The organism is Mesorhizobium sp. WSM4312 (genome assembly GCF_002294875.1).
Taxonomy (GTDB): Bacteria; Pseudomonadota; Alphaproteobacteria; order Rhizobiales; family Rhizobiaceae; genus Mesorhizobium.
Genome location: NZ_NSFU01000006.1, coordinates 203,683 through 222,803 on the forward strand (window position 1 = coordinate 203,683; position 19,121 = coordinate 222,803).

The window sequence follows — 19,121 nt, forward strand, 5'->3', positions numbered from 1 at the left end:
GGAGCGCTGGAGGAGCGCTCGGGGAGGTCAGAGCAGGACCCCGAAAGGGAACGGTTCCGGGATCACGCTTCGACGGAAATCAGAAAATGTTTGGCGTGGTGGTCAGCGGCGCGGCATTGGCGATCATCCGGATCGCGCGGGCCTTGTGCATCCCGGACTGTTCGGCGATGGCGCGCAGGCAATCGACGCTCTCGGCGCCCCATGCCTGCCCCTTGCAGGCAAAGTCGAGCGCCGGCATCGGCAGCCGAGCAGTCTTGACTGTCGTCGGCGCCCCGTCGACCACATTGGCCGGCGGATTTAGCGAGGCGAAGGCCGGCCCGACTGTCGGCGTGAGCGCCATGCCGATGATGGCGCAAGCAGCCAGCCCCATGAACATGGCCATGGGGTGGTCGCTGGCGCGTTGGCGCAGCGCCAGTTTCGGACGGCGGTCAGCGCGCTCTGGAGCCTGGAGGCGGTGTTCGCTGGTGACGATCTCGACTTTCGCATGCATTGCCTTCCCCTTCGCTGCGTTTCTTTTTGATGATGAAACGAACTTAATCGCACTTTGTAACAGCACAAAATTGGTGTGGCTCTGGCAATGTAACGGAATTGAAACAGCGGTATCGGGCAAAACCGGGCAGAATCGGTCATTCCGGCTCACACTTCGCCGAGGCAAGGTAATCCCAGGTCGCCTTCAGCCAGGCAGCGCCACCCCAACGCCTGCCGGACGGCAGATCGACCGCGGCGCAGCGAGCGCTTTTTGCAACCGGCAAGGCGTCTTGTTCGTCTGCTTCCGCGCTTGTGAAACGACGTGGCAACGGCATTTCGGAACCGGGGCTAACATCCGGATTCTCCGCGATTTTCCCGGGCAGTCGCCGCGTCGAAATCATTCGAATTTTCGCAAACCATTGCATTTCAATGCAAAATATGATTTTATTGAATGATTATTCAACAAAAAGAAGAGACGTTTTATGAACCCGCACCTCCGTGACGTGGCGATCCCCAACGATTGGGACCGGCGGGGACTGCCGGGCTGGAGCTACCATTCCGATGCCCTTCTCGAACTCGAGAAGGAGCAAGTCTTCCGCAACCATTGGCAGATCGTCGGCCATGTCAGCGACATCCCGAACGCCGGCGACTATCTGACCATGGATGTGGTCGGCGAACGCGCCTTGATCGTGCGCGGCAAGGACGGCGTCGTGCGCGGCTTCAACAATATGTGCCGCCACCGCGGCAGCCGTGTCGTCGCCGACAGCCAGGGCAATTGCAAGAACGCGCTAGTGTGCCCGTTCCATGGCTGGGTCTACAATCTCGACGGCACGCTGCGCGGCGCCGCGCGCCCGCGCTCCTTCCCCGATCTCGACAAGACCGAGTTCGGCCTGATGCAGCTCGACCTCGAAGTCTCGATGGGTTTTATCTTCATCCGCTTTCGCAATGGCGGACCGCAGCCTTCGGTCGCCGAGCTGATGAAGCCGATCGAGCCCGAATTCGCGCATTACAACGCCGCCGACATGGTGCCGTCCTGGGGCATCTGGACCCAGAAGACGCCGGTCAACTGGAAGTCGGTGCGCGATGTCGACAATGAGGGCTATCACGTCGCCATGGCGCATCCTGCCCTGCAGGATCTTTATGGCGCGACCTATTTCGATGAGCCCTTCATCAATGGCGTATCGCGCTCCTTCGCCACCTACAATCCGCATGCCGGCCGCCGCTGGAGCGTCAAGAACTACGTCAAGATCGCGCCGGAGCCGGCGCATCTGCCGGACTATCTGAAAAAGGCCTGGGTCTATTACGGCATCTTCCCCAACGCGGTCATTTCGGTGATGCCGGAATCCGTGCAGTTCTATCAGGAGTTTCCGCTGTCGACGGGCGAGACCCTGCTGCGCGGCGCCATCTACCGCTACCGCGACGAAAGCCGCGAGCAGGCCGCCGCCCGCTACCTCTCCTTCCGCATCGACCGCGACACCATGTCGGAAGATGTCCAGCTGTCGGTGTGGTCGAACGAATCCATGCTGTCCGAAGCCTTCGAAGGCTTTTATCTCTCCGACCTCGAATATGGCGTGCGCACCCACCACGATCATCTGCGCAAGATGCTGCCGGTGCTGGGCCTGGAAACGGCGCCCGAGGAGAAGGACATGTGGAATTTGAACGACGCGCTGAGGTCGCGGCCGTAGCTTCCTTCTCTCTGTCCTACGGGAGAAGGAAGATACTTTACCCCCGCCACACTCCCTCTTTCCTCAGATCATCCATGGTCCGCGAAATGCCCTCGCGCAGGATGCCGACCATGTCGTCGATCTGCTCGCGCGTGATGATCAGCGGCGGCGACATCACGCACATGTTGATCAGCGGCCGCACCAGCAGGCCGAGCTCATGGCAGTGGGCGTCGATGCGTTTGCCGACATCCTTGTCGAGCTGCAGCGGGTTCTTGCTTTCACGGTCGGCGACGCATTCGACGCAGCCCATCAGCCCGGCGCCGCGCACCTCGCCGACCAGCGGCAGCTCTTCCAGCGTCTTCAGCCGCGCCTGGAAATAGGGCGCGACCGCGCGCGTGTGAGCAAGCACGCCCTCTTCCAGCAGGTCGAGGTTTTTCAACGCCACGGCGCAGCCGATGGGGTGGCTGGTATAGGTCAGGCCATGGCCGAACATCGCGTCGGGATGGTTCGAACGGCGCAACTCCTGCAGCAGCCGTTCCGAGACGATGACGCCGCCGAGCGGGAAATAGCCCGAGGTGACGCCCTTGGCGAAGGTGATCATGTCGGGATCGATGCCGAACACGTCGCCCGAGGCGAAGACATGGCCGAGCCGACCGAAGCCCGTCACCACCTCGTCGGAGACATAGAGGATGTCGTTGTCGCGGCAGATCTCGCGGATGCGCTTGAGATAGCCGTCGGGCGGGATCACGACGCCCCCCGATGCCTGCACCGGCTCGCCGACGAAAGCACCGATTTTGTCGGCGCCGACACGGGCGACCGTGTCGCGGAACTGGTCGACGAGAAAGTCTGTGAAGGCGGCAAGGCCCATGCCTTGCGGGCGGCGGAACGGATCGGGTGAGGACAGCTTGATCACCAGCTCGTCGGCGCCGTCCATCCAGTCGCGATCGCGCGGGCGGCCGTTGAGCGAGGCCGACAGATAGGTCGAGCCGTGATAGGCGCCGCCGCGCGACAGGATCAGCTTCTTTTCCGGTCGGCCGCGCACATTGTTGTAGAACTGCATGAAGCGCAGCGCCGTCTCCACGGCGGAAGAGCCGCCGGTGGTGTAGAAGACATGGCTGAGATCACCCGGCGCATGGCCGGCGACGCGCATGGCAAGTTCGGCCGACGGCGCGTTCATCGTGTACCAGGGCGTGTTGTAGGACAGCGCCATCGCCTGCTCGTACATCACCCTGGCGAGTTCCTCGCGGCGGTGGCCGACATTGACGCACCACATGCCGGCAGGCCCGTCGATCAGCCGCTTGCCGGTGCTGTCGGTGATGTAGATGCCGTCGCCCTCGCCGATCAGCGCGCGGGCTTCGGCACCGACGGAACCGGCATAAGGCCAGGGCTGGATGAGATGGCGCTTGCCCAGTTCAATGGCATCGTCACCGCCGGACGCCGCCATTTCGGTCGCCTTCAGGTCCCTCACCGCAGCCATTGTCGCCTCCACATCTCTATCGATTTTTTCTTGAGCTTAAAATTCGGCGGCAAAGGCCGGAAATGGCGGCTTTCTTCACCTAATTTTGAATGTCCGTTCAATCAATATCTCAGAAATAGCGCTTGATTTCAATCCACGGATGCGCGCATGATGAAAGAAAGCCGGCAAGCCAGGAACGCGACCAGCAAAAGTGGTCACCGGTTTTGTTTTCGATCGCGTTCCAAGGATAAGTGGGAACAAACAGCCGGTATCAGCACAATGGGATGCGCATGGCGGAACAGTCCAGGCCAGCAACCGCGATCACGCCCGGAGCCCTGCCCCCCGGAGTCTGGCAATGACGGCGACCGTGGAAGGGTCGCCCCCGTTGCGCATGACGCGGGCCAGACGAAATGCCCTTCTGCAATCCGAACCCGTCCAGGGCTTTGCCCTGATCAGCCCGACCTTTCTCTACGCCCTCGTCCTGCTGGTCCTGCCGATCCTGGTGGTCATCGCCCACTCCTTCTGGACGCAGCACTACCTGACAATCGACCGCACCTTCACGCTGGAAAACTACCGCGTGGCGCTGACCGAGCCGATCTACCGCGATCTGTTGTGGCGCTCGCTCTACATCTCGCTGACGGTGAGCCTGTTTACCGTCATCCTCGCCTACCCGATCGCCTACTTCATTTCCTTCCATGGCGGCCGTCACAAGAGCCTGTGGCTGTTCCTCATCACCATCCCGTTCTGGACCAGCTATCTCTTGCGCGTCATGTCGTGGAAGGTCATCCTCGGTTATAATGGCGTGCTCAATTCCGGCCTGATGGGTCTCGGCATCATCGACGAGCCGTCGACGGCGCTGCTCTACAATTCGAGCGCCGTCATCATTACCCTCACCCATGCCTGGGCGGCCTTCGCCATCCTGCCGATCTTCGTCTCGCTGGAAAAGGTCGACCGCACGCTGGTCGAGGCAGCCACCGATCTCGGCGATGGTCCCTTGCGTTCATTCCTTCGCGTGACCTTGCCGCTGTCGGCGCCGGGCGTCATCTCGGCGGCGCTGATCGTCATGATCCCGACCGTCGGCGACTATGTCACGCCGAAGCTGGTCGGCGGCAAGGACGGCGTGATGATCGCCAACGCCATTCAGGCGCAGTTCGGCAAGGCGGCCAACTGGCCGCTGGGGGCCGCCCTTTCCGTCACCACCATGCTGATCGTCACCCTGATGGCCGGCGCCACGGTGCTGATCATCCGCGCACTGCAGAGGCTGGCACGATGAGGGCGCGGCGCCTCCTGTCGGGCGGCTGGCTGTCGGTCTATGCGTTTCTCTATATCGTCTTCCTCTATCTGCCCGTCATCTTCCTGCCGATCTTCTCGATCAACACGGCGCCGACGCCGAAATTCCCGCTCACCGGCTTCACCCTGCAATGGTATGCGGACCTGCCGCACACGCCGGCGCTGCTCGACGCCGCCTGGAACAGCCTGAAGGTCGGGGTCTGCGCGTCGGTTCTCGCCACCGTGCTCGGCATCCTCGCCGCCCGCTCGATCACCCGCTACCGCTATCCCGGCCGCCGCGCCATCAACGGCCTGATCATGGCGCCGCTGGTGCTGCCCGAGGTGATCGTCGCCATCTCGATGCTGCTGGTGATGCTGCAGCTGGGCTTGAGCCTCTCCCTGTTCACCGTCGTGCTCGGCCATGTCCTGATCTGCATTCCCTATTCGATGACGGTGCTGACCTCCGGCTTCGAGGGCTTCGACCGCAGCCTGGAGGAAGCCTCCGCCGATCTCGGCGAGAGCGCCTTCGGCACCTTCCGCCGCGTGACGCTGCCGATGGTGGCGCCGGCCATCATCTCCAGCCTGCTCGTCTGCTTCACCATCTCGCTCGACGAGTTCATCATCGCCTTCTTCCTGACCGGCACCGAAGCGACGCTGCCGATCTACATCTGGGGCCAGTTGCGCTTCGCCTCGAAACTGCCCGGCGTACTGGCGCTGGGCACACTGCTTCTGGTTGCCTCTTTCGTTTTGATGACCGTCGCCGAAATCCTGCGTCGCCGCGCGGCCAGACGCATCCAGAACGAGGGAGGCCTCTATGCCTGAACAGCCGCCGATCGAGCGCCCCCAATCCGATCCAGCCCAATCTGATCGGTCGATGATCGAGATCCGAAACGTCACCCGCAGCTATGGGTCGTTCAAGGCGCTCGACGACGCGTCCCTGACCATCAAGGAAGGCGAATTCTTTTCGCTGCTCGGCCCGTCCGGCTGCGGTAAGACCACGCTTTTGCGCATGATCGCCGGCTTCGACAACCCGACCAGCGGTTCGATCGCGGTCGGCGGCCAGCCGATGGAAGGCATTCCGGCCAACCGCCGGCCGACCAATATGGTGTTCCAGAGCTATGCGATCTTCCCGCACCTCAATGTCGAGCAGAACGTCGCCTATGGGCTGAAGCGGCTGAGGCTGCAGGGCGGAGAGGAGAAACGCCGCGTCGAGGAGGCTCTGGCGCAGGTCTCGCTGACCGGGCTTGGCAAGCGGCTGGCCACCGAACTGTCCGGCGGCCAGCGCCAGCGCGTGGCACTCGCCCGAGCGCTGGTCATGCGGCCGAAGGTGCTGCTGCTCGACGAGCCACTGTCGGCGCTCGACAAGAAATTGCGCGAGCAGATGCAGGTCGAGCTGCGCCGCCTGCAGCAGGCCGTCGGCATCACCTTCGTGCTGGTCACCCACGACCAGTATGAGGCGCTCGCAATGTCCGACCGCATCGCGGTGATGTTCGGCGGCAGGATCGCGCAGGTCGCCTCGCCCAAGGAAATCTACCAGCGCCCGGTCAACCGCCAAGTCGCCGACTTCCTCGGCGGCATGAACTTCGTCAAGGCCGAGATCGTCGAGGAGAACGGCGCCTCGCTGATCGTCGACACGCTGGGATTCGGCCGTGTGAAAACCGACAAGCCGAAGGCCTTCGTGCGCAATGGCGGTGCGGCCACGCTGGGGATCCGCCCCGAGCGTCTGCGCGTGCTGTGGGACAATGCGACGGCTAAATTCGAGGTTGCCGGCAAGGTGGTCGAACGCCACTATTTCGGCGAGATCACCCATCTGATCGTCGAGATACCGGGGCTGGAAAAGCCACTGTCGGTGACCGAGACCAACGATTTCGGCGCCGACGACATTCCGGTCGGCACGCCGATCCGCCTTGCCTACGATCCCGAGGCGCTGGTGGCGATGGGGGATTGAAGCATGATCCCCAAAAGTGGAAACCGGTTTTGGGAAAAGATCATGCTCAGCTAACAAGCTCGGCGACTATGTTTCTCGCTGCGATGCGCCCGGCGACGATCGCGCCTTCGACATAGCCGGGGAATGACGGCGACAGTTCCGAAGCGGCGAAATGCACCGGCGGTGCACCCGCGAGAATCGTCCGCTCGGCATCCCTGGCCGTCGCATCGACGATGAGGTCACTGTAAGCGCCGCCGCTCCAGCGGTCATGAATCCAGTCGCGCTGGCTGAAATCTTCACTATCGGCCGCGCCCGGACCAAGAGCAGCCACCAGCCTTGCCGTCACTTCCGCGCGCAACGCCGCATCGCTGAGTGCACGCCATCGAAACGCTAGCGGTCCGCCGACAAAGACGACGAGCGCGGCATGCTCCGCGTCCCTGCTGGCGTCGCAGGCAAACAGCCCCGGCAGGTCGCGCCACATCACCATGCCGCTCAAACCCTGCTCGCGCCAGAATGGCTTGGGATAGCGCACCAGGATCTTGATCACCGCGCCGCTCTCCCAGACGCCAAGTGCCTTCGCGAGTGTCGCCGGCAAGGCCGGCGCGAAAGCGAGCTTCGCGGCCGTCGCCGGCGGCAGGGCGACCAGCACCTGGCGCGCTTGGATCACGCCATTGCCAGTGACGACACGAACGCCTTGCGACCAGTGTTCGACACGCGTGACCGGTTCGCCAAGCCGCACCCGGTCGCCGAGATCGCCAGCCAGATCCTCGGCTAGCGATTGCATGGTCTCGCGCAGGGAATACTGCAGCTCCGGCACTTCATTGGTGATGCGCCGGTCATTGTCGATCAGGTGCCAGAGCGGCACCTTGTCCATTGGCAGGCACCAAAGGCCTTCGATCATCGAGCGGAAAGCCGTCTTGGCATCGATCGGATCAGGCTGCTGTTCCAGCCAGGTCGCGACGCTCATGCCGGCGATCGACGGGTCGTCCGGCTCGACGCCGTTCATGCGCTCGCGGATCGCCATCGCGCCGTGATAGGTCTGCTTGGCGTCCTTGGGCCGCATCGACGGATGTGTGGTGAAGTCGCCCTCGACATAGGTTTCGACGAATGTCTTGCCGCGCGCCTTCGCCAGCGCCATCACTTCGGGCATGTCCTCGCACAGGAATTGGCCGCCGCTGTCGATGCGCTCGCCAAGTCCATTCCGAACGGCTTCCACCCGCCCGCCGACACGATCGCGCGCCTCGAGCAGCACGAAATCGATGCCAGCCTGCTTCAGCTCAAGTGCGGCCGACAAGCCGGTGAAGCCGGCACCGACGATGACGACGTCGGTTCTTTCCAGTTCGTCAGTCAATAGCCGGCCTTGATCTTCTCGAATTCGTCGACCATGCGCTTTTTCAGTTCGGGCGCGACCGGCTGCTGGAACAGCGTCTTGTCGAGGAACTTGTCGATGTCGTCGAAACCGCGCTCGGCCAGCACCTTGTGGTCGATCGCGGCCATGCCGGCACTGTTGCCATGGCCGTAGCCGAATGTCGTGACCATGTATTTCGAAATATCGGGCGCATTGACCGCGTTCAGGAAATCATAGGCCTGGTCGAGCTTGCCCGGCGCGTCCTTCATCAGCACGTAGCCACACACCCAGGTGGACATGCCTTCTCTGGTGTCGCGGTTCATGGCGATGGGAACACCTTGCCCGCTCATCGCGATCAGTGTCTGGCCCCAACCCCAGGCAAGGTCGACCTCATTGCCGGAAAAAGCCTGGTCGATGTCGCTCGAGTCGGTCCAGTAGAGACGCACGTTCTTGTGCACCTGGCGCAGGAAATCAGACGCCTCCTTGAACTGCGCGTCGGTCATCTTGGTCCAGTCCTTCAGGCCAATGACCAGGCTCGCCAGCGCGTAGGCATCGTCGACATTGTCGCCGATGGTGACGCGGCCCTTGAATTTCGGGTCGGCCAGGATCCGCAGCGACTGCGCCTCGTCAGCCGTTACATTGTCGGTGCGGTAGAGCAATGCCGTGTTGCCCCAGTCGAACGGCATGAACCAGGCCTTGCCGTCGGGCGTGGTGGCGAGGTTCTTCATCGCCATGATGCCGGGATTGAGGTCTTTCCAGCCCGTGATCCTTGACGTGTCGAGCGGCTGCAGCAGGCCCGCGTCGCGCCACTTCGCCACGCTTTGCGAACAGGGATGCGCGATATCGGTCTTGAAGCCCGCCCGCATCTTCTCGAAGGCTTCGTCCTCGTCGCCGAAGAAGGCAAAGGTCGGCTCGGCGCCGTGTCTGGCGGTATAGGCGGGATGCAGCAGCGGGTCCTCGTAACCGGACCAATCGAACACCACGAGATCGCCGCCGCCTTGCGCCCAGGCATAGGCCGCGCCGGCGCCGATCGTGCAGGCGGCGGCAAGCGCCAGGCGGCGTAGCATCGGCGTCATGGCAAACTCCCCCATCGCGAAAAAGCTTCTGCGAGGTTAGGAGAAATCATCCGCTTTGGCGAGGCCCGTCCGCCGTCGTGCCGGCAGCGTGCGGGCAGCCGGGACGAGAGCTTACATTCCTTGTTTGAGCACGATCTCTGGACAAAACGGGCTCCCGTTTGTCCGAGAAAACCGGCCTCCGCTTTTCGGGATCATGCTCAGTACCCGGCCTTGATCTTCTCGAATTCGGCGATCATCTTCAGCTTGAGATCGGACGGCAGCGGCGACTGGAACAGCGTCTTGTCGACGAATTTCTGCACGTCGTCATAGCCCTTTTCCCTGAGGATCGCCTGGTCGACCCCGGCCATGCCCTTGGCGTTGGCCTGGCCATAGCCCCAGTCCTTGACCAGCACCTTGGCGGTCTCCGGATCGTTGATGGCGTTCAGATAATCATAGGCCTTGTCGATGTTGCCGGGCGCACCCTTGAACAGCACATAACCACAGACCCAGGTCGAGATGCCTTCATTCGTATCCTTTATCGACTTGATCGGCACGCCTGCCTTGACGGACTGCACCGTGGCATCGTTCCAGGCCCAGGCAAGGTCGACCTCGCCGCCGCTCAACAACTGCACGATATCGGTGGTGTCGGTCCAGTAGGAGCGGACGTTCTTGTGCACCTGGCGCAGGAAGTCGGAAGCCTGCTTGAACTGGTCGTCCGTCATCTTGGTCCAGTCCCTCAGGCCGATGGCGAGGCTCGCCAGCGCATAGGCGTCGTCGACGTTGTCACCGATCGACACCCGGCCCTTGAACTTCGGATCGGCAAACGCCTTCAGCGACTGCACGTCCTTGGCGTCGATCTTGGAGGAGTTGTAGGTGAGCTGCGTGTTGCCCCAATCCCAAGGCATGAACCACGCCTTGCCGTCATCGGTGGTGGCGAGATTTTTCATCGCCATGATGCCGGGATTGAGGTCCTTCCAGCCCGTGATCTTCGAGGTGTCGAGCGGCTGCAGGAGACCCGCCTCGCGCCACTTCGTCACGCTCTGCGAGCAGGGGTGGCCGAGATCGGCCTTGAAGCCCGAGCGCACCTTCTCGAACGCCTCGTCCTCGTCGCCGAAGAAGGCGAAGGTCGGCGAATCGCCGTTCTTCTCGACATATTTCGGATGGAAGCTCGCATCCTCGTAGCCGGACCAGTCGAACACGATCAGGTCCTTGTCGGCGGCAACGGCAAGCGCTGCCGCCGAAGCCGCAAGCGCGCCACCCAGCGCCAATGTCAATGTCAGACGTCGGCTAAGCTTCTTCATGCTGTTCCATCCTCTTTTGGTCTTGCCGGTCTTGGCGGCCGGCTGTTGCTAACCGTAATGCTTCGGGAAGGCAGCGGCCAAAAAAGCGTTGGCGGCCTGCAAGGCAGTTTCGCGCGTTGTGTCCTCGGTACCCATCATCAGCCGCAGCCACAGCCCCTCCAGCATGGCCGACAGCGCCAGCGCCATCACCTGCGGCTCATAGGCATACGGGCCGCTGTGCTTGAGCGTCGTGCAGAGATCGACGAAGACCTGCTGGTAATAGGCGTCGCGCGAGCTGCTCAGCGCCTGATAGGTCGGCCGCGACTTGGCCTCGCCCCAGAAGGCCAGCCAGGCGGCGAGCTTGCGCTTGTTGCAGATCGAGCGGTCGAAGTCGGCCCACACCAGCTGTTGCAGCTGCCGCGCCGGATCGTCGCCTGCCTTCTGCAGGGCGGCGCGCCAATGCGCCGAATACTCGTCATACATGTGCTGCAGCGTCGCGATCAGCAGCTTTTCCTTGCTCTCGAAATGGAAGTTGACGATGCCGCGCGACAGGCCCGCGCCATCGGCGACATCGGCCATCGTCGTCTCGGCATAGCCGCGCTTGGCCAGCGAATCGATCGTCGCCTCGATCAGCTGCAGCTGACGGACCTCCTTCGAAGCCTTGCGTCCCCGCTTCTCGGTCTCGGCTTTCCCCGCCGGTTCAAGGAGGGCATCCTTGGCGTCTGCCGTTTTCATGGGTGTGATCGTCTCCAGCATCGCCGGCTATCCAATCGCATCCGGCTTCCACCCGCGAAGATGAGTGGGACGGTGCTCGCCACTGTCAAGGACCTTCTGCATGGCCTCCCAGGTTCTGATGTTCTTGTCGACATAGGCAGCGCCGACCACGGCGGCGACCGGCGCATAGAGCGGTCCTTTCAGCCTTTCCAGCTCGCCACGCGCCACCTCGCGGTACCAGGGATTGCGGTCCCTGACGGTGACATTGGCAAAGCCGGCGTGCCGCATCGCTTGCGCATAGCGCACCGGCGAGGCCATGGCGAAGGACAGCCCTTCCGCCGCGATATAGGCCTTCATCTGGGGCGACGGTTCGCCGTCATGACCGATCATCCAGTTGGAGGCGGCAAAGACGCCGCCCGGTTTCAGCACGCGGAAGATCTCGGCGAACAGGCCGTCCTTGTCAGGCACATGCAGCAGCGCGTCCTTGGAGAAGACGACGTCGAAACAGCGATCGGCGAAAGGCAGCGGCCCGGGCGGCGCCTGAATGAAGCTGGCACGCTCGGTGCCACGCGCGGCGGCTCGCCGCCTGGCCGCCTCGATCACCGGCTGTTCGACATCAAAGCCGGTGGCGTGGGCGACACCATGGCGCTCGACCAGATGCAGCGTGATGCCGCCGGAGCCGCAGCCAATATCGAGAATCGTCTTGCCCTTGAGCGAGAGCCCTTCGACAACCCGGTCGACTTCTTCAGGTCCACCCGGCGACAGGTAGCCATCGCCCCACAGCGCCTCGAGGAAGCGGATGGCGGTATCGTCATACTCGGCATCTGCCGTTTCGATCATCAGCCCTCGATCCCCAATCGATGAATGCTCGTTTCGAACGCCGGCAAAGCGTAGCGCATACCGGGGAAAACGCAATATCATTTGTTGAACATTCATTCAGAATGACTGGACAGAATGGCCGATACCATGCCAAATTCCGCGTATTCGGGAACAGATCACGCAAAAATGAACAGCGGGTCGCACAGGGCAATTCCAGGAAAGGTGCGAGCGGTTTTCCCGGGAAAAGCGCGTAGCGCTTTCCTTGGGGAACTGCTTGGAAACAAACAGGCCGGGCCACAATGAAAGCTTGGGACGCGATCGTCATCGGCGGCGGACACAATGGCCTGGTCAATGCCTGCTACCTGCAGCGCGCCGGGCTCGACGTGCTGGTGGTGGAGAAGAACGGCTGGGTCGGGGGTGCGGCCACCAGCCGCGAGGTGACGCCGGGCTTCCTCTATTCCAATTGCTCCTATGTCTGCTCGCTGTTTCGCCCGGAAATCATGCGCGACCTCGAACTGCCGCGCTTCGGCCTGCAGGTCATTTCCTATGAGGGCGGCGCGGTGTTCACGAGGGATGGTGACTATCTCGCCAACTACCGCGACCATGATGCGCACCGCCGCGAATTCGCCCGCTTCTCCAGGCGCGACGCCGAGGCCTATGACCGCTACGCTCGCGACGTGACGCGGCAATGCCGCTTCATCCAGCCGCTGCTGATGCGCACCGCGCCCGACCCGACCAGTTTCAAGCCGCGCGACCTTGGCGAACTGCTCTATCTCGGCAAGAAATTCGCCGGCCTGTCGGCGGAAGAAATGGCGCTCACGCTGCGCTTCTGGACGATGTCGATCTCGGACTTCCTCGATGAGTATTTCGAGACCGATGTCATCAAGGCGAACTTCGCTTTGTCGGGGATCATCGGCACCGCGCTCGGACCGATGTCGCCCGGCACGGCCTACGTGCTCTTGCATCACTATATGGGCGAGGTCGACGGCTCGGTCGGCGCCTGGGGCTATGCGCGCGGCGGCATGGGCGCGGTCACCAAGGCATTGGCCGCATCGTTCAAGGCCTCGGGCGGCACCATCCGCACCAGCGCCGAGGTCGACCATGTGCTGGTGAGCCGAGGCAAGGCCAGGGGCGTGGTGCTGGCCGGCGGCGAGGCGGTTTACGGCAAGCTCGTCGTCTCCAATGCCGACGTGAAGCGCACCTTCCTGAAGCTCGTCGAGGAAAAGGAACTGCCCGACATTTTCCTGCGCCGGGTGAAGAACTTCAAGATCCGCGGCTCCTCCGGCAAGGTCAACATCGCGCTGGATTCGCTGCCGGAATTCCCGGCGCTGCCGAAGGATTCGCCGGTCTATCGCGGCGACATGCATTTCACCGATTCGATGGAGCGCATGGAGCGCGCCTATGACGACTGGAAGGCCGGGCGCTGGTCGGCCGATCCCTTCCTCGACATGGTCATCCCGACGACGCTCGACCCGACCATGGCGCCGCCGGGCAAGCACTTCATGAGCTGCTTCGTGCAATACGCGCCGCCCAAGGTGAACGGCCGCGACTGGACCGATGCCGACCGTGACGGTTTCGCCGAAAGCGTGATCGCGCAGATCGCCGAGTACTCGCCCGGCTTCCGCGACCGCATCGTCCATATGGAGGTGCGCACGCCGCGCGAAATCGAGGCCGAGGTCGGCCTCACCGAAGGCAATATCTTCCAGGGCGAACTGACTTTCGACCAGCTTCTGTTCAACCGCCCGGTGCCGGGCTACGCGCAATACCGCTCGCCGGTCGGCGGGCTCTATATATGCGGCTCCTCGACCCACCCGGGCGGCGGTGTCATGGGCGCGCCCGGCCGCAATGCGGCAGCCGAAATCCTGCGCGATCTTGCCAAATCCACCTCGCATATGAGCCCGGCCCATGACGTCATTTGATGCAATCGTCATCGGCGGCGGCCACAACGGCCTCGTCGCCGCCGCCACGCTGGCCAAGGCCGGCCGCAAGGTGCTGGTGCTGGAGGCAGGCAGAGAAGTCGGCGGCGCCGCGCGCACCGAGGAATTCGCCTCGGGCTTTCGCGTCTCGTCGATCGCTCACCTGCTGAATCGGCTGCACCCCGACGTGGTGAAGACGCTGGAACTGGAGACGCATGGGCTGCAATTCGCCCGCGCCGACTTCCTGCCGTCTGTGGCGCTAGCGATGGACGGTCCGGCGCTGATGCTGCATGGCGCCTATGGCGAGGTGCTGACCGGCGCCAGTTCCTCCGAACAGTCCGCCTGGAAGGACTTGCGCGCGCAACTGCTGCGTTATGCCGGCATCCTCAAGCCCTTCCTCTCCCGCCGGCCGCCCGATCTCGCCGGCATGTCGTTGATGGAGACCGCAGGGCTTGGCCAGACCGCGTTGGCGCTGAAAAAACTCGGCAAGGAAGACATGCGCGACTTCTTGCGCGTGCTCTTGATGAACGTCGCCGACCTGCTCGACGAGCAACTTGAAGATATCAGGCTGAAAGGCCTGCTCGCCTTCGACGCCACCCTCGGCAGCCATCTCGGCCCACGCTCGCCAACCTCGTTGCTCGGCCTCTACTATCGCCTGGCCGGCGAGACCGGCGGAACGGCCGGTGCGCAGGTGCTGCCGCAAGGCGGCATGGGCGCCGTCGTCGCCGCCATTCGCGCCGCGGCGGAGAAGGCCGGCGTCGCTATCCGCACGTCGGTTGCCGTGGCAAGAATCACCGTCGAGAAGGGCCATGCCGTCGGCGTCGCGCTCGACAGTGGCGAGGAACTGCGCGCCAGGACTGTTGTCTCGGCGATCAATCCGGCAACGACCTTCCTCGACCTTGTCGGGCCGCGCGAGATCGACACCGGTTTCGTGCGCAAGATGAAAAACATCCGCATGAAGGGCGACGCCGCCAAGCTCCATCTGGCGCTCGACCGGCCGCCGCAATTCACCGGTGCCGATGCCGCCGCTCAAAAGGGCCGCCTGGTCATCGCGCCCTCGTCCGATCATGTCGAGCGCGCCTTCAACCCATGCAAGTATGGCGAATTCTCGCCTGAGCCGGTGCTGGAAATCACGCTGCCCAGCCTCGCCGACCCGTCGCTCGCGCCCGACGGCGCCTGTGTGCTGTCGGCAGTGGTGCAATACGCGCCCTACGCGTTGAAGGAAGGCTGGGTTGCCGGCAAGCCGAAATTCCTCGAGGCGATCATGGCGCAGCTCGAGGCTTACGCGCCCGGCATCGGCAAGAGCGTCGTTCACGCCGAGCTTCTGACACCGGCCGATATCGAGATGCGCCACCGCCTGCCCGGCGGTCACTGGCACCATGGCGAGCTGCAGGCCGACCAGATGCTGATCTCGCGGCCCGTCTCCGGCGGGTCGGGCTACGACACGCCGCTCGAAGGGCTGTTCCTGGCCGGCGCCGGCTCGCATCCCGGTGGCGGCGTCTCCGGGGCCCCAGGCCTCAACGCCGCGCGGCGCATCATTGCGATGAAGGGATAGGTCATGGCCCAGGCAACCAGGAAGAAGTCCGTTGCAAAGACGGCCGATGCGGCTCTCTGCGCCCGCATCGCCGCGCAATCGCATTTCCGCACGCTGCGCCTCGGCACGCCGTTCCAGCCCCGCCTCGACGCATTGGCCAAGACCCAGGACTGGTACAATTGGGCCGGCTACCGCGCGCCGCATTCGCTGTGGGACGAGGAACTCGAATATTTCGCGATCCGCAGCCAGGCGGCGCTGTTCGACATCTCGCCGATGACCAAATACCGGATCGAGGGGCCGGATGCCGAAGCCTTCCTCGATCGTGTCACCTTGCGTGATGTCACCAAGCTCAGGCCCGGCCGTGTCCATTACACGGCATGGTGTGACGACGGGGGGTTTGTCCTCGACGACGGCACGCTGTTTCGCCTGTCGCCGACGCGTTTCCGCCTGTGTTCGCAGGAGCGGCATCTGCCCTGGCTGCTCGACAGCGCCATTGGTTTCGACGTCATCGTCGAGGAAGAAACCGAGGCCGTCGCCGGGCTGGCATTGCAGGGGCCAACCTCCTTCGCCGTGCTGCGCGATGCCGGCTTCGCTGGTGTCGAGAAGCTCAGGGTTTTCGACCTTGCGGATTTCCCGCACGACCACACATCCGTCACCATCTCGCGCACCGGCTTCACCGGCGATCTCGGCTACGAACTGTTCGTGCCGGCCGACAAGGCGCTGGGCCTCTGGGACCGGGTGATGGCGGCGGGCGAGCTGCGCGGGATCCGCGCCATCGGCTACACCGCCCTCAATCGCGCGCGACTCGAGGCCGGGCTGATCGTTGCCAATGCCGACTTCACCACCGCCGAGCACGCCATCCGCGCCGATCGCTTGCGCAGGCCCGACGAGATCGGTCTCGGCTTCATGATCGATCCGCGGAAAGCCCATTTCAACGGCCGCCGCGCCATCCTCGAGGCGCGCGCCAAACGCAGGCTGCGCCATGTGCTGGTCGGGCTGGAGATCGAGGGCAACATCCCGGCCGAACACGCCATCGTCTATCACAGGAAGCATCAGGAGGTCGGACTGGTCAGCGCCGCCATGTGGTCGCCAATGGCCAAGCGCAACATCGCCATCGCCTCGCTGGCGCGGCCCTATGGTGATACTGTCGTGGAAGACCTTTGGGTCGAGATCTACGCCATGCGCGAGCTGCAGTATCAGAAGCTGATGAAACGGGCCACGATGGTGGCGCGGCCCTTCATCAAGCTCGACCGCCGCACCGCCACTCCGCCGGCGGATTTCTGACCATGACCGACGAAGCGGAGCTGGAGGCCGCCGAGCAGTGGGAGCTGGTCAACACGCCGCTCGGCGAAAAATGGTCGGGCCGCACGCGCTATGCCGCCGCCATGTTCTTCTACAAGCGCGGCGAGATGAGCGCCGAGACGCTCGAGGTCTACCGCATCTGCGCGCGGCTCGATAAGGAGAATCCGCTGCCGATCATCCGCGACCGCGGCGTCGGCAAGGATTGGCTCAAAAGGATCGGTTTCGAGTAGCGCCAGCGCGCTACCCAATGGTTCTTTCGAGCATGCTCAGCCAGTTGCGGTAAGCGATCTTCTCGATCAGGGCACGGCCAAAACCACGCGCGGCCAAGGCGTCGATCAGCTTCGGCAGGCCGGCGACGTCGCCGATGACCGCCGGGATCATGGCGCCGTCGAAATCGGAGCCCAGGCCGACGCCGTCCTCACCCAGCGCCTGCAGCAGGGAATCGACATGACGCACCATTATGTCGAGGCTGGTGTCGGCATTCATGCGGCCGTCCTCGCGCAGGAAGCCGGTGGCGAAGTTCAGCCCGACCATGCCGCCGGACTCGCGTATGGCGCCGAGCTGCCAGTCGGTGAGGTTGCGTGAATGGGTGCAGAGAGCATGCACGTTGGAGTGGGTGGCGACCAGCGGCGCGTCGCTGAGACCAGCGACATCGCGAAAACCTTTCTCGTTGAGATGCGAAAGATCGATCATGATCTTCAGTTCGTTGCAGGCCTTGACCAGCGCCTTGCCGGCATCGGTCAGCCCCGGGCCGGTATCCGGCGAGGATGGAAAGCGGAACGGCACGCCGTGACCGAAAGCATTCGGCCGGCTCCAGACGATGCCGAGCGAGCGCAGGCCGGCGGCATGCAACACGTCGAGCATGGTCAGTTCGGGATCGATCGCCTCGACGCCCTCGATATGGAACACCGCGGCGATCGTGCCCTTGGCCATGGCGTTGTGTATGTCGCCGGCTGTACGGCAGACGGCCAGAGCCCCAGCCCGCTCCAGCCGAAACAGGATCGAGGCCATCGCGATTGTCGAGTTGAGCGCATCGGCGCGCGGCACCTCCGGCGGCAGCGGCTCGCTGTCGCTCGGCGCCAAGGGTACGGCGCTGCGCCTGGCTTTCTCGACCGGCGGCGGAAAGATCGCGAACATGCCGCCGGCGAAGCCGCCCGCCTTGGCGCGCGGCAGGTCGATATGGCCGCCCGACTTGCCTTCGACGAACAGCTTTTCGACGTCCCTGTCCTTCGATTGATACAGCCTGAGCAGCGTATCGTTGTGGCCGTCGAAGACGGGGACGAGGTCGGTTTCGGTCATCGGGGGATCATTCAGTTCGTTTGTCGGCACGGCGAGACATCATATCTAGGCAAGATATCCGGTCGCGGCAAATGACAAAGCCAACCGGCAGCGGGGACTGCCCCTTATCCCCGCTGCAGCCTATCGATGACGTGCTGCGCTCCCCTACTGTTTCAGCACGTCGGCCCATTCCGCGTGGCGGCGGAACTGGGCGTTGGCGAACGGGCACAGCGGGATGATCTTCTTGCCCGCCGCGCGCGCATCCTCGACGGCGCGGGTGACGAGCCGAAGCCCGGCGCCCTGGCCGCGAAACGCGTCCGGCACTTCGGTGTGGTCGATGATGATCTGGTGTTCACCGATCTTGGTGAAGGTCATCTCGGCCTCGGCGCCGCCGGGGCCACGCAGCACATAGCGCCCTTTGGAGCCGCGGTCTTCCAGTTCGATTTCAGGCAGTTGGTCGGGCATGTCTAAACTCCTTGAGCGACACCGGCAAAGAGCCGCCGGGCCGCTTCGATTTCATTTGGCCGCACCTCGTGCCCGCCTTCGTGCCATTCCACTGTGACATCGGCACCGTCGGCACGCAAATAGGCCTCGAGCCGCGTCGTCAGGTTCGGCGGGCAGATCGGATCGCGCTTGCCGGCGGTCAGCAGCATGTGGCGGCCAGCGAGGCTGCCCTTGACCCGCGGTTCGAACGGGATCAGCGGATGCATCAGCACGGTGGCGTCGAACAGTTCGGGCTCGGCGAACACCACGGACGCCAGTATGTTGGCGCCGTTGGAATAGCCGAGGCCGAGCACCGCCGTGGGCTTCGCAGCCTCGACATGCGCCCTCACGAAGGCCGCCATCTTGTCCGTTGCCCGCGCAAGGTCGCTCATGTCGTAGACGCCCTCGCCGGTGCGACGAAAGAAGCGCGCCGCACCGTATTCGGAGACATCGCCGCGCGGCGAGATGATGGTGGCCTGGGGCACGAGATCGCGCCCCGGCGACAGAAGCTGGCTCTCGTCACCTCCGGTGCCGTGGAAGACGAAAAGCATGGGACCGCCCGGCGAACCGGGCAGCACCTTGTGGATGTAAGTGTCCTTGCTCATGGC

At 63.7% G+C, this 19,121-nt stretch carries 19 protein-coding genes; 9 read left to right on the top strand and 10 right to left on the bottom strand.

Features of this window, described 5'->3' with window-relative positions:
- Positions 1–79: 79 nt before the first annotated feature.
- Positions 80–490, bottom strand: coding sequence for a hypothetical protein (locus tag CK228_RS11680; protein ID WP_095772182.1), 411 nt, complete (start codon positions 488–490; stop codon positions 80–82).
- Here CK228_RS11680 and CK228_RS34665 point away from each other — a divergent pair.
- Both CK228_RS34665 and CK228_RS11685 read left to right on the top strand, forming a co-directional pair.
- Positions 465–923 (top strand): hypothetical protein, encoded by a 459-nt coding sequence (locus tag CK228_RS34665; RefSeq protein WP_142885682.1) that lies wholly within the window; start codon positions 465–467, stop codon positions 921–923. The genes CK228_RS11680 and CK228_RS34665 overlap by 26 nt on opposite strands.
- 27 nt (positions 924–950) lie before the next feature.
- The gene (locus CK228_RS11685; protein WP_095787957.1) at positions 951–2,153 is read left to right on the top strand and encodes an aromatic ring-hydroxylating dioxygenase subunit alpha; all 1,203 of its coding nucleotides are present in this window, start codon (positions 951–953) and stop codon (positions 2,151–2,153) included.
- A 37-nt stretch (positions 2,154–2,190) separates the two neighbouring features.
- On the opposite strand, the gene CK228_RS11690 is transcribed toward CK228_RS11685, so the two are convergent.
- Positions 2,191–3,609 carry an aminotransferase gene (locus CK228_RS11690; protein ID WP_095772180.1) on the bottom strand — a complete coding sequence of 473 codons (1,419 nt, stop codon included), beginning with the start codon at positions 3,607–3,609 and terminating at the stop codon, positions 2,191–2,193.
- A 334-nt stretch (positions 3,610–3,943) separates the two neighbouring features.
- On the opposite strand from CK228_RS11690, the gene CK228_RS11695 reads away from it, so the two are divergent.
- The 3 genes from CK228_RS11695 to CK228_RS11705 are packed head-to-tail and all read left to right on the top strand — an operon-like array spanning position 3,944 to position 6,805.
- The gene (locus CK228_RS11695; RefSeq protein ID WP_095772179.1) at positions 3,944–4,861 is read left to right on the top strand and encodes an ABC transporter permease; all 918 of its coding nucleotides are present in this window, start codon (positions 3,944–3,946) and stop codon (positions 4,859–4,861) included.
- Positions 4,858–5,679 (top strand): ABC transporter permease, encoded by an 822-nt coding sequence (locus tag CK228_RS11700; protein WP_095772178.1) that lies wholly within the window; start codon positions 4,858–4,860, stop codon positions 5,677–5,679. The genes CK228_RS11695 and CK228_RS11700 overlap by 4 nt, the downstream gene beginning before the upstream one ends.
- Before the next feature lie 52 nt (positions 5,680–5,731).
- Positions 5,732–6,805: an ABC transporter ATP-binding protein gene (locus CK228_RS11705; RefSeq protein ID WP_095772177.1), complete on the top strand. Its 1,074-nt coding sequence runs from the start codon at positions 5,732–5,734 to the stop codon at positions 6,803–6,805.
- A gap of 46 nt (positions 6,806–6,851) precedes the next feature.
- Here the strand turns inward: CK228_RS11705 and CK228_RS11710 are convergent, their stop codons facing one another.
- From CK228_RS11710 to CK228_RS11730, 5 genes are all read right to left on the bottom strand, one after another.
- Positions 6,852–8,135 (bottom strand): flavin monoamine oxidase family protein, encoded by a 1,284-nt coding sequence (locus CK228_RS11710; protein ID WP_095787958.1) that lies wholly within the window; start codon positions 8,133–8,135, stop codon positions 6,852–6,854.
- Entirely contained in the window at positions 8,132–9,208 is a 1,077-nt protein-coding gene (locus CK228_RS11715) for an extracellular solute-binding protein (RefSeq protein ID WP_095788048.1), read from the bottom strand. The genes CK228_RS11710 and CK228_RS11715 overlap by 4 nt, the downstream gene beginning before the upstream one ends.
- Before the next feature lie 197 nt (positions 9,209–9,405).
- Positions 9,406–10,488 carry an ABC transporter substrate-binding protein gene (locus CK228_RS11720; protein WP_095787959.1) on the bottom strand — a complete coding sequence of 361 codons (1,083 nt, stop codon included), beginning with the start codon at positions 10,486–10,488 and terminating at the stop codon, positions 9,406–9,408.
- A 48-nt stretch (positions 10,489–10,536) separates the two neighbouring features.
- Positions 10,537–11,202: a transcriptional regulator BetI gene (gene betI / locus CK228_RS11725; protein WP_245318091.1), complete on the bottom strand. Its 666-nt coding sequence runs from the start codon at positions 11,200–11,202 to the stop codon at positions 10,537–10,539.
- 27 nt (positions 11,203–11,229) lie between these two features.
- Positions 11,230–12,021 carry a methyltransferase domain-containing protein gene (locus CK228_RS11730; protein ID WP_095772173.1) on the bottom strand — a complete coding sequence of 264 codons (792 nt, stop codon included), beginning with the start codon at positions 12,019–12,021 and terminating at the stop codon, positions 11,230–11,232.
- Positions 12,022–12,299: 278 nt separating this feature from the next.
- Here CK228_RS11730 and CK228_RS11735 point away from each other — a divergent pair, with 278 nt between their 5' ends.
- Genes CK228_RS11735 through CK228_RS11750 form a run of 4 tightly spaced genes read left to right on the top strand, consistent with a single transcriptional unit; the run spans position 12,300 to position 16,982 of the window.
- On the top strand, positions 12,300–13,919 hold the full coding sequence (locus CK228_RS11735; protein WP_095787960.1) for an NAD(P)/FAD-dependent oxidoreductase: 1,620 nt from the start codon (positions 12,300–12,302) through the stop codon (positions 13,917–13,919).
- On the top strand, positions 13,906–15,471 hold the full coding sequence (locus CK228_RS11740) for an NAD(P)/FAD-dependent oxidoreductase (protein WP_095787961.1): 1,566 nt from the start codon (positions 13,906–13,908) through the stop codon (positions 15,469–15,471). The genes CK228_RS11735 and CK228_RS11740 overlap by 14 nt, the downstream gene beginning before the upstream one ends.
- A 3-nt stretch (positions 15,472–15,474) precedes the next feature.
- Positions 15,475–16,734: an aminomethyltransferase family protein gene (locus tag CK228_RS11745; RefSeq protein WP_095787962.1), complete on the top strand. Its 1,260-nt coding sequence runs from the start codon at positions 15,475–15,477 to the stop codon at positions 16,732–16,734.
- Positions 16,735–16,736: 2 nt separating this feature from the next.
- Positions 16,737–16,982: a hypothetical protein gene (locus tag CK228_RS11750; RefSeq protein ID WP_095772169.1), complete on the top strand. Its 246-nt coding sequence runs from the start codon at positions 16,737–16,739 to the stop codon at positions 16,980–16,982.
- Positions 16,983–16,992: 10 nt separating this feature from the next.
- Here the strand turns inward: CK228_RS11750 and CK228_RS11755 are convergent, their stop codons facing one another.
- The 3 genes from CK228_RS11755 to CK228_RS11765 all read right to left on the bottom strand — a co-directional run bounded on the left by CK228_RS11755 (position 16,993) and on the right by CK228_RS11765 (position 19,118).
- On the bottom strand, positions 16,993–18,051 hold the full coding sequence (locus CK228_RS11755) for a dipeptidase (protein ID WP_095772168.1): 1,059 nt from the start codon (positions 18,049–18,051) through the stop codon (positions 16,993–16,995).
- A 144-nt stretch (positions 18,052–18,195) separates the two neighbouring features.
- The gene (locus tag CK228_RS11760; protein ID WP_095772167.1) at positions 18,196–18,495 is read right to left on the bottom strand and encodes a GNAT family N-acetyltransferase; all 300 of its coding nucleotides are present in this window, start codon (positions 18,493–18,495) and stop codon (positions 18,196–18,198) included.
- A gap of 2 nt (positions 18,496–18,497) precedes the next feature.
- Positions 18,498–19,118, bottom strand: coding sequence for an alpha/beta hydrolase (locus CK228_RS11765; protein WP_095772166.1), 621 nt, complete (start codon positions 19,116–19,118; stop codon positions 18,498–18,500).
- Positions 19,119–19,121 lie beyond the last annotated feature (3 nt).